Raw genomic sequence first — 14,551 nt, 5'->3', positions numbered from 1 at the left:
TTGGCGGATCACGTGTTTCACCCCGGCGACAGCAGCGCGCCGCTCGCGTCCCATCCGCGTGCAAACACGACGCGCCCGTTCTCCAGCCGGGCGGTCCCGTCGCAGATCATCCGCAACGCCTGCGGGTAGAGGCTGTGTTCCTGAACGATCACACGGGCCGCAAGGCTCTCCTCGGTGTCGCCCGGCACCACCGGCACGGCTGCCTGCGCGATGATGGGGCCGGCATCGAGCTCCGGCACCACGAAATGCACCGTGCAGCCATGCACCAGCACGCCGTCCTCCAGCGCCCGGCGATGGGTGTGGGTGCCGCGGTACAGGGGCAGAAGGGAGGGGTGGATGTTGACCATCCTGCCCGACCAGCGCTCCACGAACCAGTCGGTGAGCACCCGCATGAAGCCGGCAAGGCAGATGAACGAGATGTCGTGCGACGCAAGGGCAGCGTCCATGGCCTGCTCGAAATCCTCCCGGGTCGGGTGAGCCTTGTGGTCGATCACGCAGGTGGCGATCCCGGCTTCCTTGGCCCGCTCCAGTCCTGCCGCATCCGGGCGGTTCGACAGGACGAGGGCGATTTCGGCCGGAAAGTCCGGACCCCGCGCAGCCTCGATCAGCGAGACCATGTTCGAGCCGCGGCCCGAGATCAGGATGGCGACACGGCGGCGGAGCATCAGAGCTTCAAGGCGCCCGAGGTCTGGACGCGCTCGCCGCCGACCTGGGCGATGGTTTCCCCGATGCGCACGGGCTTCTCGCTCGCCTGACGCAAACGCTCCATCACGGCGTCGGCCTTGTCGGCGGAGGCCACGACGATCATGCCGATACCGCAGTTGAAGGTGCGCAGCATCTCGGCTTCCGCCACGCCGCCGGTCCTGGCGAGCCAGCCGAAGACCGGCGGGACGGCGATCGCGCCGAGATCGAGGCGCACGCCGACCCCGTCGGGCAGGACGCGCGGGATGTTGTCCGGGAAGCCGCCGCCTGTGATGTGGCAGAGCGCGTTGATGCCGTCACCGCCCTTCAGGACCTCCAGCAGGGCCTTCACATAGATCCGGGTCGGCTCCAGCAGGGCCTGGGCCAAGGTCTTGCCCGACGCGAAGGGAGCCGGCGCATCCCAGGCGAGGCCGGAATGCTCGACGATCCGGCGCACCAGGGAGAAGCCGTTGGAATGAACCCCGGAGGAGGGCAGACCGATGAGCACGTCGCCGACGGCTACGTCCTTCGGCAGCAGGGTGCCGCGCTCGGCGGCGCCGACAGCGAAGCCCGCGAGGTCGTAATCGCCCTTGGCATAGAGGCCGGGCATTTCCGCCGTCTCGCCGCCGATCAGCGCGCAGCCCGCCTGGAGGCAGCCTTCGACGATGCCCTTGACGATATGGACGCCGACCTCGGGGGAGAGCTTTCCGGTGGCGAAATAATCCAGGAAGAAGAGGGGCTCGGCGCCCTGCACGATGATGTCGTTCACGCACATGGCCACGAGGTCGATGCCGATGGTGTCGTGAATGCCCGTGTCGATGGCGATCTTCACCTTGGTGCCGACGCCGTCGTTGGCGGCCACCAGGATCGGGTCCTTGAAGCCGGCGGCCTTGAGGTCGAAGAGCCCGCCGAACCCGCCGATCTCCGCGTCCGCCCCGGGCCGGCGCGTCGAGCGCACCAGGGGCTTGATCTGGTCGACCATGGCATTGCCCGCGTCGATGTCGACGCCCGCTTGGGCATAGGTCAGGCCGTTCGTCTGCTTCTCGGTCGTCATGGCTCACCCCGTGTTGGCTCGGGCAGTAAGGCGAGAGGGGGCGGGAGGCAAGGGGTGAACTTCGCATTTTGCGAAACCTGCGTTCACTCTCATTCCGGCTCGGCTCTGGCGAGGCCGGAATGACAGAAGAGGCGGCCCGTTATCCCCACCTTGCGACCCGACGATTGAACTCCGCCGCCCAAGCGGCCATCATCGCCCCGATGACCATTCCGAACATCATCACCATCGGCCGCCTCATCATCGTGCCCATCGTGATCGTCATGATCATGCAGCAGCGGTGGAGCGTGGCCTTCGTGCTCTTCGTGGTGGCAGGCGTTTCGGACGCAATCGACGGCTTCATCGCCCGCAAATTCGATATGAGGAGCGAGTTTGGGGCCTACATCGACCCGATCGCCGACAAGGCGCTGCTGGTCTCGATCTACGTGACGCTCGCCATCGTGGGAGCGATCCCGAGCTGGCTCGCCATCATCGTGGTGTCCCGTGACGTGATGATCGTGGCGGCGGTGCTCCTGTCCTGGGTCATGAGTCGGCCGGTCGAGATCAAGCCTCTCCTCGTGAGCAAGCTCAACACCGCGGCGCAGATCGCCTTTGCGGCCTTCGCGCTCGCGGCCAATGCCTTCGGGGTGGATCTCGCGGGGCTGGAGGAGGTTGCCATGGTGCTGGTCGCGACCTTGACCATAGCCTCCGCCGGTGCCTATCTCGGGGGCTGGCTGCGGCACATGACCACCTGATGGCCAAAAAGATAAGGTATGGGGAACCGATGACGGTCCAAAGGCAGATCGGGTTCTGGATAGCGGCGCTGGTCGTCGCGGTCCTGCTGCTGTTCGTCCTGCGCGGCATCCTCCTGCCGTTCGTGGCCGGCTTCGCCCTGGCCTATCTGCTTGATCCCTTGGCCGACCGGCTGCAGAAGATCGGCATCGGACGTCTGGGCGCCAGTCTCCTGATCCTTGTCCTCTTCGTCCTGGTCTTCATCACCACTCTGATGATCCTGGTGCCCTTCGCGGCCCAGCAGGTGGCGGCCTTCGTGGAAAGGCTTCCCGGCTACGTGACGAGGCTTCAGGAGCTGGGGGCCGAGCAGCTCGGACCGCTGGTCCAGAAGCTGGGGCTCGAGGACGCGCTGCCCGCGGCTCCGCCCTCCGTCGGCAATCTCATCAGCCAGGGCGTCGCCTGGATCGCCGCCTTTGTGCAGGGGCTCTGGTCCGGCGGGCAGGCGCTGCTCGGCATCTTCTCCCTCTTGGTGGTGACCCCGGTCGTCGCCTTCTACATGCTCGTCGACTGGGACCGGATGGTGCGGACCGTCGATTCCTGGATGCCGACCAAGCACCGTGAGACGATCCGGGCCATCGCCCGCGACATCGACCGGGCGATCGCGGGCTTCGTCCGCGGGCAGGCCCTGGTCTGCATCATCCTAGGCACGTTCTATGCGGTGAGCCTTGCCCTGATCGGGCTCAATTTCGGCGCCCTGATCGGCATGATGGCCGGCCTGTTGAGCTTCATTCCCTATGTGGGCTCGCTCACCGGCCTCATCCTGTCCGTCGGCGTCGCCATCGTGCAGTTCTGGCCGGACTGGACCATGATCGCCGCGACACTCGGCATCTTCATCTTCGGCCAGTTCGTGGAAGGCAACATCCTGTCGCCGAAACTGGTGGGCGAATCCGTCGGCCTGCACCCGGTCTGGCTCATGTTCGCCCTCGTGGCCTTCGGGGCTCTCTTCGGCTTCGTCGGGCTGCTTCTCGCGGTGCCGCTCGCGGCTGCCATCGGCGTCATCGCGCGCTTTGCCCTGCGGCAGTATCTGGCAAGCCCCCTCTATCGCGGCACGGAACCGGTGATCCTGAAACCGAAGGTCGAGCCCGAGAAGGTCGATCTCGATGCCTGAGACGCCCAAGCAGCTCGCCTTCGATCTCCCGCTCGATCCCCGCTTCGGCGCCGAGGATTTCCTCGTCAGCCCGTCGAACGAGCAGGCCTACGGCCTCATCGAGAACTGGCCGGACTGGCCGGACACGATCCTGCTGCTGGTGGGACCCCGCGGCAGCGGCAAAAGCCATCTCGCCTCGATCTGGGCCACGAACGCCCGCGCCTGGACCATCGATGCCTCCGGGATCACCCAGGACAAGGTCCCGCATCTCGTCTCGAACGGCGCGCTCGCCATCGAGGACATGGACCGCGGCGAGCGGGACGAGGCGGCCCTGTTCCACCTCCTGAACCTCGCCCGTGAGAAGAAGGCCTCGCTTATGATCACCAGCGAGACGCCGCCCGACCGCTGGGGCCTGCACACGCCGGATCTCCTGTCGCGCCTGCGTCTCGCGCCGAGCGTATCGCTGGAGGCGCCGGACGATGCGCTCCTGAAAGCCGTTCTGGTGAAGCTTTTCGTCGATAGGCAACTCGTGGTCGACACCTCCGTTGTCGACTATATTGCTCTGCGGATCGAGCGGTCGCTGGCGAGGGCTTCCGAGCTCGTGGCGCTCCTCGACAAGGAGGCCCTGAGCCGGGGGCGGCGCGTGTCACGGGCGATCGCGGCGGAGATCCTTGGTGCCGCACAGGAAATGGATGAGAGCGAGTGAAGCCTGACACCAACGCCGCGTTATCGAACCGTCGTGAAACCGTCACGAAGCCCAGAGCAAAACGGTCGCCGAAGGACGAAACGGCGGAGAACGAAGTGCGCAGCGCAATAGCTCTGAAAGAGGTGGAGACCGTCAGCGACGCCCCGTTGCCGAAGGCTCCGCCGGACATCGAACTCGACGGTGCGGTGCTGCGGAAGTTCCCCCAGCGCTTCATCAACCGGGAACTGTCCTGGCTGCAGTTCAATCGCCGGGTGTTCGAGGAGGCATCGAACCGCAACCATCCGCTCCTGGAGCAGCTGCGCTTCCTGTCGATCTCGGCCGACAACCTCGACGAGTTCTTCATGGTCCGCGTCGCGGGTCTGATCGGCCAGCTGCGCTCCGGCGTGGCCACCAGCTCGCAGGACGGACTGACCCCTCAGGAGCAGCTGGCGAAGATTTCCGTTGCCGTCTCGCACCTCGCCTCGGACCAGCAGCGGCGCTGGCGCGAATTGCGGGATGCCCTCCTTGAAGAGGGCATCGTCCTCACCGAAGGAGCGGGCCTGACGAAGGCGGAGGCCTCCTGGCTCGAGGATTACTTTCTCAGCCACGTCTTCCCGATCCTGACGCCGCTCGCCATCGATCCGGCACATCCATTCCCGTTCATCCCCAATCTCGGCTCCTCCATCGCCCTGAAGCTGGTGCGCCAGAGCGACGGCAAGGTGCTGAACGCACTGATCCGCCTTCCGTCGCGCGCCGAGCGCTTCATCCGCCTGCCGGATTTCGCCGAGACCGGCGCGACCCGCTTCATCCCCCTGGAGCAGATGATCGTGCTCTACACGAGCCGCCTGTTCCCCGGTTACGACGTGCAGGGGCAGGGTGCATTCCGGGTGATCCGCGATTCCGACATCGAGGTGGAGGAAGAGGCCGAGGATCTCGTGCGCCTGTTCGAGACGGCGCTCAAGCAGCGCCGCCGCGGCAGCGTGATCCGCCTGGAGGTCGAGACGGCCATGCCGGAGGACTTGCGTCTCTTCGTGGCCGAGGAATTGGAAGTGTCCAGCGACGAGGTCTTCGTCGTTGAGGGCATGATGGGGTTGCGCGATCTGTCCCAACTCGTGGCGCTCGAGCGTCCCGACCTCAAGTTCAAGCCGTACAATCCGCGCTTTCCCGAGCGCATCCGGGAGCACAGCGGCGATTGCTTCGCAGCCATTCGCGAGAAGGATATCATCGTCCACCACCCGTACGAATCCTTCGACGCGGTGGTGCAGTTCCTGCGCCAGGCCGCGCGGGATCCGAACGTGGTGGCGATCAAGCAGACCTTGTACCGCACCTCGTCGGACTCGCCCATCGTGGCGGCGCTCGCGGAGGCTGCGGAAGCCGGTAAATCCGTCACCGCGCTCGTGGAGCTCAAGGCCCGCTTCGACGAGGAGGCCAATATCCGCTGGGCGCGCGATCTGGAGCGCGCCGGCGCCCAGGTGGTGTTCGGCTTCATCGAGCTGAAGACCCATGCGAAGCTGTCGATGGTGGTGCGCCGCGAGGGCAGTCAGCTCATCACCTATTGCCATGTGGGCACGGGCAATTACCACCCGATCACGGCGCGCATCTACACGGACCTGTCCTACTTCACCGCCGATCCGGTGATCGGCCGGGACGTGTCGCGCATCTTCAACTACGTCACCGGCTATGCGGAGCCGGCCGAACTGGAGCGCATGGCGGTCTCGCCACTGACCCTCAAGAAGCGTCTGCTCCAGCACATCGCCGAGGAGGTGGAGCACGCCAGGGCGGGGCGGCCCGGCGCGATCTGGGGCAAGTGCAATTCGCTGGTCGATCCCGACATCATCGACGCGCTCTACGATGCGTCTGCTGCCGGCGTGCAAATCGACCTCATCGTGCGCGGCATCTGCTGCCTTCGTCCCGGCATCAAGGGCCTGTCGGAGAACATCCGGGTCAAATCCATCGTCGGGCGATTCCTGGAGCACACCCGCATCTATGCCTTCGGCAATGGTCATGGGATGCCCAATCCCAAGGCCCATGTCTACATCTCGTCGGCCGATCTCATGTCGCGCAACCTCGACCGCCGCGTCGAGGCCCTGATGCCGATCGTCAATACGACGGTGCACCAGCAGGTGCTCGATCAGATCATGCTCGCCAATCTGCTCGACAACGAGCAGAGCTGGACCGTGCTTCCCGACGGCTCGAGCCAGCGGGTGGTGCCGGCCAAGGGCGAGGAACCATTCAACGCCCACAAGTATTTCATGACAAATCCGAGTCTGTCCGGCCGTGGCAAATCCCTCAAGACCTCCAGTCCCAAAGCGCTCGCCAAGCGCGGGCAGCGCTGACATGCAGGCCGTAAGCCAGGAGGCTCAGGGACGGCTCAAGATCGGCCGCCCCGTGGCCATCATCGATATCGGGTCGAACTCGGTGCGCCTCGTGGCCTATGAGGGCCTCTCCCGGGCCGTCACGCCGATCTACAACGAGAAGGTCCTCTGCGGCCTCGGGCGCCATGTGGCGACCACCGGCCGCCTCGACGACGAGGCCGTGGACCGGGCCCTGCGCGCGCTCGCCCGGTTCCGGGTTCTCTGCGACACGATGCATGTCTCCGAGATCTTCGTGCTCGCGACCGCTGCCGCGCGCGATGCCTCCAACGGCCCGGCCTTCCTGGAGGCGGCGGCCAGGGCCTGCGGCCAGCCGATCAGCCTGCTCTCCGGCGCGCAGGAGGCGCGCGCGTCCGCGCTCGGGGTCATTGCGGGCTTCCACGAGCCGGACGGGATCGTCGGCGACATGGGCGGCGGCAGTCTGGAACTGGTGGAGGTGCAGGGCTCGCAGGTGGGGCAGGGCGTCACCATGCCTCTCGGCGGCCTCGCCCTGCAGGACCTCAGCGGCGGCTCGTTGAAGCGGGCCCAGCGCATCGTGCGCGACACCCTGGAGCGCGCGCCCGAATATCTCGAAAACCTGCATGGCCGCACCTTCTATGCCGTCGGCGGCACGTGGCGCGCCCTGGCGCGGCTGCATCAGGCGGCACGGGACTATCCGCTGCACGTAATGCACGGCTACATCATCGAGCCCGATGACGGCCTCGACTTCCTGCAACTCGTGGAAGAGGCCGATTCCAAGACCCTGAAGGATATCGAGAGCGTCTCGGAAGCCCGCCGCCCGCTGCTCGCCTACGGGGCCATCGTCCTGGAAGAGATCATCCGCCTCGGGCAACCGATCGAGGTCGCCATCTCGGCCTTCGGCGTGCGCGAGGGCGTGCTGTTCGACCGGCTCGATCCGGAGACACGCGACCGCGACCCGCTGCTCGCTGCCGCCAGCGATCTCAACCTCCTGCGCTCCCGCTCGCCGCGGCACGGGGTGGAGCTGTGCCAGTGGACCGAGGTCTTCATCAAGAGCCTGGGCCTGCCGGAGACGGAATACGACACCCGCCTTCGCCGGGCCGCCTGCCTGCTGGCCGATATCGGCTGGCGGGCGCATCCCGACTACCGGGGCGAGCAGAGCCTGAACCTCATCGCCTATGGGGCCTTCGCGGGGCTCGACCATCCGGGCCGCGCCTATCTCGCCCTGTCGATCTTTTTCCGCCACGAAGGCCTCTCACCGGACAAGGTGAGTTCGCGCATCAAGACGCTCGCCGGCCCGCGCCTCCTGGAGCGCGCGCGCCTGCTCGCGGCCCTGATGCGCATCGCCTATCCGATTTCCGTCGCCATGGAAGGCGTCCTGCCGCAGGCGCCCCTCACGGCCCGGGACGGCCAGATCGTGCTGCGCCTGCCCGTGCATCTGGAGCCGCTGGCCAACGAGCGGCTGACGGGCCGCCTGCGGGGCCTCGGGAAGCTCCTCAACATGGATGCGGTGATCGAGATCGTATAGCGCCCGGTCGTCGGGCGTTAAGGCCTCGACCGGTGCTTCGCAAGCAAAGCCAACATGTGTTAATTTGTACCCTGACTCGGCTGGGTAACGTACGTGCATAGGATGTCGAAGCCCAAGGGGACGCCCATGCAGCTGATCGACCTCGGGGCCGTCCGCAATGCGGAACGCTCGTCGGAGCCCTACGACTACCTTCTTGCCTCCAGCCTGCTGAAGCCTGACGCGATCGAGGATCTTCGCCGCGACTTCCCGGCCATCGACAAGCCCGGCTACCTCACCGTGGACGAGGTCCAGCTCCAGGGTCGGTTCAAGCAGCTCATCGACGAGCTGGAAGGTCCGGAGCTGACCCAGGAATTGTCCAGGAAGTTCGGCATCGATCTGCATCCCTATCCGCGCCTCACCACCATCATGAGGAAGTCGCAGCCGAAATACGGCGCCATCCACACGGATGGCCCTTCGAAAGTCATGACCATGCTGGTCTACATGAACGACGCGTGGCAGCAGGACGAGGGCGGGCGCCTGCGCGTGCTGTACGACGACAAGAACTACGACCGCTACAAGCTCGAAGTGCCCCCCACCATGGGCACCATGTTCGCCTTCCTGCGCTCGGACCATTCCTGGCACGGCCATTTGCCCTTTGCCGGCGAACGCCGCGTGGTCCAGATCGCCTGGGTCAAGAGCCAGGCGGATGTGGACCGCAAGAAGAAGCACAACAAGCTCGCCCAGGTCTTCAAGGGGATCTTCGGGCGGTGAGCACCGCCTCCTTCGGAATCACGTCATCACCGGCCTTGTGCCGGTGATCTCGATGGCGCAAAGCGCCGTGCCTTTAGGATTGGGATGGCCGGGACAAGCCCAGCCATGACGGGGAGGGAAACGATAGTCGGCAAAGGGAGAGCGACCATCGGTGGAGGGTGCGAGCGAGGGATGGCCGGGACTGATCCTCGGATCAAGTTATTGGCGGCTATGACGTGATCAAATGACCTACGACGATCCTAGGCCTCGGCAATCCCCCTGATCTTCACACGCCCGCGCTCGAGCACCAGGCCGAGCTGACCGTTCTTCAGGGCGAGCGCCCTTTCACCGAACAGCTTGCGCCGCCAGCCGTGCAGGGAGGGGACGTCGGCATCGTCGCTCTCAGCGATGGCTTCCAGCTCCTCGACGGTGGCGATGATCTTGGGCGCGACGCCCTCCTGCTCGGCCACGGCCTTGAGCAGGACCTTCAGCAGGTCGACCACGGAGCCGGTATTGGCGCGGCCGCGGCTGCGCTCCGGCATGGGGATGGTGGCGGGATCGCGCGCCAGTGCCCGCTCCACCGCCTCCAGGATTTCGCCGCCGGTGCGGGAGCGCTCGAAGCCGTTGGGGATCGTGCGCAGACGCCCCAGGGCCTCCACACTCCGTGGAGCGGCGGTGGCGATGTCGATCACCGCATCGTCCTTGAGGATGCGTCCGCGGGGCACGTCGCGTCCTTGAGCCTCGCGCTCGCGCCAAGCGGCCACCTCCATGAGGACGGCGATCTCCCGCGGCTTGCGCAGGCGTCCGGCGAGGCGGCGCCAGGCGTTGTCCGGATCGGCTTGGTAGGTTTCGGGCGAGGTGAGGATCGCCATCTCCTCGGCGAGCCATTCGAGGCGGCCGTTCTGCTGCAGCTGGGTCAGCAGCGCCTCGTAGACCTTCACCAGATGGGTGACGTCGGAGAGCGCGTAGGTGAGCTGCGCATCGGTCAGGGGGCGGCGCGACCAGTCGGTGAAGCGGGAGGACTTGTCGATCTTGGCCTTGGCGAGATCGTTGCTGAGCTGCTCGTAGGAGACCGAGTCCCCGTAGCCGCACACCATGGCGGCGACCTGGGTGTCGAAGAGGGGCTCGGGCACGATGCCGCCGAGATTCCAGATGATCTCCAGGTCCTGCCGGGCCGAATGGAAGACCTTCACAACGCTCCTGTCGGCCATCAGGGCCATGAAGGGCTCCAGGCTGATGCCCTCCGCCAGCGGGTCGATGAGGGAGGCTTCAGCAGGGTCGGGGCTCGCCACCTGGATCAGGCAGAGCTTCGGGTAATAGGTGGTCTCGCGCAGGAACTCCGTATCGACGGTCACGAACGGATGCTGGCTGAGACGATTGCAGACGGCCGCCAGGGCGTCGGTGGAGGTGATCAGGTCCATGAAGCGTACATAACCCATCAGGAAAGGGCCCGCGAGTCCGCCGTCGCCGGATCCGCAGATTGTCGGAGGATAAGGTAAAGCCGTGGAGGACATCGCTGCGCCAGCGCATCGTTGTTGCAGATCGACGGCCGGGTCGGAGACCGCCGGCCGATGCCGTCATGCCCGCTGGAATCCACCTGCGCCCAGCGACGGGCGGGCCGCCTCGGCGAAGGCGAGGGCACCCCTGTCCATAGCTGCAGAGAGGCGGCCGTCGCGCAGAACCACGATCCGGTCCGCCGCGCGGATCGTCTCGGGCCGGTGGGCGATGACGATGCGGGTGATCTTCAGCCGGGACAGCGCCCGGTTGACCTCGCGCTCTTTGTCGAGATCGAGGTGCGAGGTGCCCTCGTCCATGAAGAGCATCCGCGGCCGCCGGTAGAGCGCCCGCGCCAGCAGCACCCGCTGGCGCTGTCCGCCCGACAGGGTGGTGCCCATGTCGCCGATGAGCGTGTCATAGTTCATGGGCATGCCCATGATCTCGTCGTCGATCCCGGCGACCGCCGCGCATTGGCGTGCCCAGGCGAGATCGAGGTTTGCGTCGAAGAAGGAGATGTTCTCCGCAATGCTGCCTGACAGAAGCTGGTCGTCCTGCATCACCACGCCGATCTGCGCGCGAAAATCCTGGACGCCGAAATGCTCGAGCGGCGTGCCGTCGATCAGCACGCAGCCCTGCGTCGGCTTGAACAGCCCGAGCATGATCTTGAGGAGCGTGGTCTTGCCCGCTCCCGAAGGTCCGGTGATGGCGACGAAACTGCCCGCCGCAACCTGCAGGCACGCGCCTGATAGAACCTCCGGTTCCGTATCCGCGTAGCGGAAGCTGACCCCTACCAGGTCCACTGCGCCGGCGACTTGCCGCGTCCCAGGGCTCTCGCGGTCCCGCTCGTGCTCCCTGTCGGCGAGGGCGATGTCGGACAGCCGGTCGAGATGGAGCGCGAGCATGCGGTGCTGGATCCCGGTCTCGATCAGGTTGGTGGCCATGCCGAGGAACTGCTCCTTGTAGGCCAGGAAGGCGCAGAGCATGCCGATGGTGAGCTCGTTCGCCATGACGGTGCGAGCCCCGAAATAGAGCACCAGCGCGTTCTCGATCCCGTGGATCAGATCGCTCGCCCTCTTGAAGCCGATGGTGAAGCGGCCGTACCGGATGCTGCAGCTGATCGTTTCCGCATGGCGGTTCTGCCACAGGGCCTCCCGGTCGGCCTCGCGCCCGAAGATCTTGATGCTCTGGATGGCCCGTGCGGTCTCGATGAAGGTGGTTTGCTCCCGGGCCGCAGCCTCGATCACTTCCTCCTGACGCTGATGCAGGGCCCGATAGAAGGCGAGGCGCAGGAGGATGCAGAGGGCGAGCGCCCCGAGCACGATGCCCGACAGCGTTGAGCTGTAGACCAGGATCACCACGAGGGTGAGTATCGCCGTCACCCCATCGACAAGGGCGGCGACAAGGCCGTCCGAGACCAGCCGCTGCACCGGTTCCACCGAACGGAAGCGCGAGACGAGATCGCCGACATGCCGCTTCTCGAACCAGCTCAAGGGAAGCCGCACGAGGTGGTGAAACAGATTGGCGCCCATCCGGAAATGAAGTGCGCCGCCCAGGAACAGCAGCACCTGGGAGCGCAGCCAATCCGCCGCGATGCGGATCAGCGTGAGCAGCCCGAAGCCGAGCGCGAGGGCCGCGAGCAGACCCTGATCGCCCTGCATGACCGCCCCGTCGACGGCAAGCTGCATGGTGAACGGAGCGGCGAGCACGGCCGCCTGCAGCACCGCCGACAGGACGAGCGCCTGTGCAAGCCCCCGCCCGACCCCGCGCATCCCGTCCCAAAGGGCCGTCAGGCGCAGGCGCGACGTTTCCTTCTTGCGCTCGAAGGAGGCGGTCGGCGTCAGTTCCAGGGCGATGCCCGTGAAGCGGCGTCCGACTTCGTCGAGCGTCAGGGTCCGGACGCCGGAAGCCGGGTCGTGAATGGTGATCGTTCGGCCGCCGACCCGTTTGAGCACCACGAAATGGTTCATGTCCCAGTGCAGGATGCAGGGGAGTGCGATCCGTTCCAGCTGCTCGGGCTCGAGTCTCAGGCCGCGTCCGGTCAGGCCGAGCCGCTGGCCCATGGCGAGCACGTCCTTGAGGGTCACGCCCTTGAGGGAAACCGAGAACAGGCGCCGCAAAGCCGCGAGATCGACCTCGCGCCCGTGATAGGTCGCGATCATGGCAAGGCAGGCGAGGCCGCATTCGGCCGCCTCCGACTGGATGATCGCCGGCAGGCGCGGCGTGCCGAAAGAGCCGAGCCGGGCGAAAAACCTCACATCCGCCCCCCGACGCCGCTGCGCTTCGGGACCACGCGAACCGCGCCGCCCGCCGCGACAAGAGCCCCGCCGGCAACGTCCTTGCGGGCATAGGCGACTGCTCCGAGGAAGAGGATGATTGCCGCGGCGCAGGCCACGGCGAACCCACCGATGAGCTGCCAGGAGAGGGGCGCAGCCGGAAACGACACGGACGCGTGCTCGTCCGTGGCCCTGGTCATGGCCTGTGGACGGAATAAGGGCCGTTGAGCCACCGCGACTCCCTGCGCAAAACGTTATGACGTTATGTGTCAGAAAGGCCAGGGTAGCGCAAGGTGAAGCTTACGGAACGGGGGCGGCCGTTCTGCGGGCGCCAGAACGGGACGGTGCAGGTCAGGCGTTGGGTTGAATGCGGGCGAGATGCTTCTTGCGCGCCTTCGCCTGACGCTCGGCGCGTGTCATGAGCCAGTCGAGGATGTTGTGCTCGACCACGAGGCCGGTCTCCGCATCCTCGAGGCGCTGGATCCGGTCGACCCGGAAGCCGCGATAGCCGTCGTCGGTCAGGATGTCGATGCCGCCGAGCAGCATCTTGCCGGGCCCCACCTTCAGCTCGCGCGCCAGCACCCAGCGCCGGCTCGCATTGCCGGCCTGATCGATATAGTCGAGCTCCAGCGCGCCCTCGAAGGGATAGACGTGCCAATTGCCCTCGATCCGCTCCTCCACGGGAGCGTTCCGGGCCGGTCTCAACAGGGATGTGGCAAGGGTCGTAACCATAGGAAGAATATGGGAATTCACCCTTTGTTCTGCAAGGATTTCAGGCCTCCGAAATCAAAGAAAATCGTTGGAAAATAAGCAAGAGGAGGCCTCTTCGGTGCCGCCGGGACATCAGGGCTGTTGGCCGAGGCCGCCGGCGTCCGCCTCCAGCAATCGGGCCAGGGCCGAAACCAGGAGGATTGCGGTGAGGACCCCGCTTGCGATCACGAGAAACCTGAAAAGATAATCGACGAAATCCTCGGGCCGCCGCTTCATGATCCCCTCATTCTAGAACGGTTCTAGAGAAGACAGGGCAGGCTGGCGTTAACCTGTGTTAAGGCCAAGCTTCAAACCCTCGTGAGCCGATTCGATGGTTGACGGGCTCGCTGACGGCTTGGGCGATGCAGAAAAGTCCGCGGCGGACGAAGGGTGCTCCGTTGCGAGAGGGGGCCGCCCTTGGCGGATGTGCTCCGGCGCACACGAGAAGGGGGTACTCCCGGGGGGACGATTGTTGGGACGCCTAGAACAGGACAGAATTCCCCTCATATCCATGACAGGTGACCCATGCAGGCCCTCTTCATCGCCTCTCTTTTCCTGAGCGTGACCCTGACGGCCTTCATGCTGATCGTCAGCCTGACGAACCTCATGGGTCCGGTGGTCGGCCTGACGATCCATTGAACGTTCCGGCACGAGACGCGCGAGGCCAAGGGCAGGGGAGCGGGAAAAGCCTGCTGCACGGCCTCAGGCTGATGTCGCATCCATGCCCGGGCGCGGCCTCGAGACTCTCCGCACGTCAGCGGGACATGGCACTCCACCCTTGTCATGGCTGCCCCGGACGTGATCCGGGATCCGTATCAGCCATCCATCTCTTCAAGGAACACCGCCCTCATCCTGAGGAGGTGCTTTAGCACCGTCTCGAAGGACGAGGCGTGTCCAGCGCCCGCTGAACGCTCCTTCGAGACGCAGACTGACATCTGCTCCTCAGGATGAGGTAAGAGGGTGTTGGAAGCGGGCCCACCGGGACAGGCCCAGCCATACCCTCGACGTCATGGCCGGCCTTGTGCCGGCCATCCCGATCGGAAAGGTGCGGCGCTCCACAAGATCGGGATCACCGGCACGGTCCCCGGATCAAGTCCGGGGAGGTGATGACGGGGAGTGAGTTGAATACAGCCCGAGCAGGCTGCCTCAGATGACGAAGAAGTCGGTGT

13 protein-coding genes are annotated in these 14,551 nt (G+C 65.9%); 6 read left to right on the top strand and 7 right to left on the bottom strand.

Annotated elements, in window-relative coordinates:
• Positions 1–17: 17 nt before the first annotated feature.
• Entirely contained in the window at positions 18–665 is a 648-nt protein-coding gene (gene purN, locus VB672_RS06480) for a phosphoribosylglycinamide formyltransferase (RefSeq protein WP_329783360.1), read from the bottom strand.
• Positions 665–1,735, bottom strand: coding sequence for a phosphoribosylformylglycinamidine cyclo-ligase (gene purM, locus VB672_RS06475; RefSeq protein ID WP_329783359.1), 1,071 nt, complete (start codon positions 1,733–1,735; stop codon positions 665–667). Before purM ends, purN begins: the two co-directional genes overlap by 1 nt.
• 200 nt (positions 1,736–1,935) lie before the next feature.
• Between purM and VB672_RS06470 the strand changes: the two genes are divergently transcribed.
• From VB672_RS06470 to VB672_RS06445, 6 genes are all read left to right on the top strand, one after another.
• Positions 1,936–2,466 (top strand): CDP-alcohol phosphatidyltransferase family protein, encoded by a 531-nt coding sequence (locus tag VB672_RS06470; protein WP_329783723.1) that lies wholly within the window; start codon positions 1,936–1,938, stop codon positions 2,464–2,466.
• 29 nt (positions 2,467–2,495) lie between these two features.
• Positions 2,496–3,611, top strand: a complete 1,116-nt coding sequence (locus VB672_RS06465) for an AI-2E family transporter (protein WP_329783358.1) — start codon at positions 2,496–2,498, stop codon at positions 3,609–3,611.
• Complete coding sequence (locus tag VB672_RS06460) at positions 3,604–4,296, top strand: DnaA ATPase domain-containing protein (RefSeq protein WP_329783357.1); 693 nt, start codon at positions 3,604–3,606, stop codon at positions 4,294–4,296. The genes VB672_RS06465 and VB672_RS06460 overlap by 8 nt, the downstream gene beginning before the upstream one ends.
• Positions 4,297–4,442: 146 nt before the next feature.
• Entirely contained in the window at positions 4,443–6,611 is a 2,169-nt protein-coding gene (locus VB672_RS06455) for an RNA degradosome polyphosphate kinase (protein ID WP_329783722.1), read from the top strand.
• Position 6,612: 1 nt separating this feature from the next.
• Complete coding sequence (gene ppx, locus VB672_RS06450) at positions 6,613–8,133, top strand: exopolyphosphatase (protein ID WP_329783356.1); 1,521 nt, start codon at positions 6,613–6,615, stop codon at positions 8,131–8,133.
• A 126-nt stretch (positions 8,134–8,259) separates the two neighbouring features.
• Positions 8,260–8,883, top strand: coding sequence for a 2OG-Fe(II) oxygenase (locus VB672_RS06445; protein ID WP_329783355.1), 624 nt, complete (start codon positions 8,260–8,262; stop codon positions 8,881–8,883).
• Positions 8,884–9,122: 239 nt separating this feature from the next.
• Here VB672_RS06445 and rnd read toward each other — a convergent pair whose 3' ends face one another.
• From rnd to VB672_RS06420, 5 genes are all read right to left on the bottom strand, one after another.
• Positions 9,123–10,283 (bottom strand): ribonuclease D, encoded by a 1,161-nt coding sequence (gene rnd / locus VB672_RS06440; protein ID WP_329783354.1) that lies wholly within the window; start codon positions 10,281–10,283, stop codon positions 9,123–9,125.
• A gap of 156 nt (positions 10,284–10,439) precedes the next feature.
• Positions 10,440–12,614, bottom strand: a complete 2,175-nt coding sequence (locus VB672_RS06435) for a peptidase domain-containing ABC transporter (protein WP_329783353.1) — start codon at positions 12,612–12,614, stop codon at positions 10,440–10,442.
• Positions 12,611–12,832, bottom strand: a complete 222-nt coding sequence (locus tag VB672_RS06430; RefSeq protein WP_329783352.1) for a hypothetical protein — start codon at positions 12,830–12,832, stop codon at positions 12,611–12,613. The genes VB672_RS06435 and VB672_RS06430 overlap by 4 nt, the downstream gene beginning before the upstream one ends.
• A gap of 151 nt (positions 12,833–12,983) precedes the next feature.
• Entirely contained in the window at positions 12,984–13,364 is a 381-nt protein-coding gene (locus VB672_RS06425) for a hypothetical protein (protein WP_329783351.1), read from the bottom strand.
• Positions 13,365–13,475: 111 nt separating this feature from the next.
• Positions 13,476–13,619, bottom strand: a complete 144-nt coding sequence (locus VB672_RS06420) for a hypothetical protein (RefSeq protein ID WP_329783350.1) — start codon at positions 13,617–13,619, stop codon at positions 13,476–13,478.
• Positions 13,620–14,551: the final 932 nt, after the last annotated feature.

Origin of the sequence: Microvirga sp. CF3016 (assembly GCF_036314085.1) — a bacterium.
Lineage (GTDB): Bacteria > Pseudomonadota > Alphaproteobacteria > Rhizobiales > Beijerinckiaceae > Microvirga.
The sequence above is the reverse complement of the archived record's forward strand: the minus strand, read 5'-3'. Positions and strand labels throughout refer to the sequence as shown.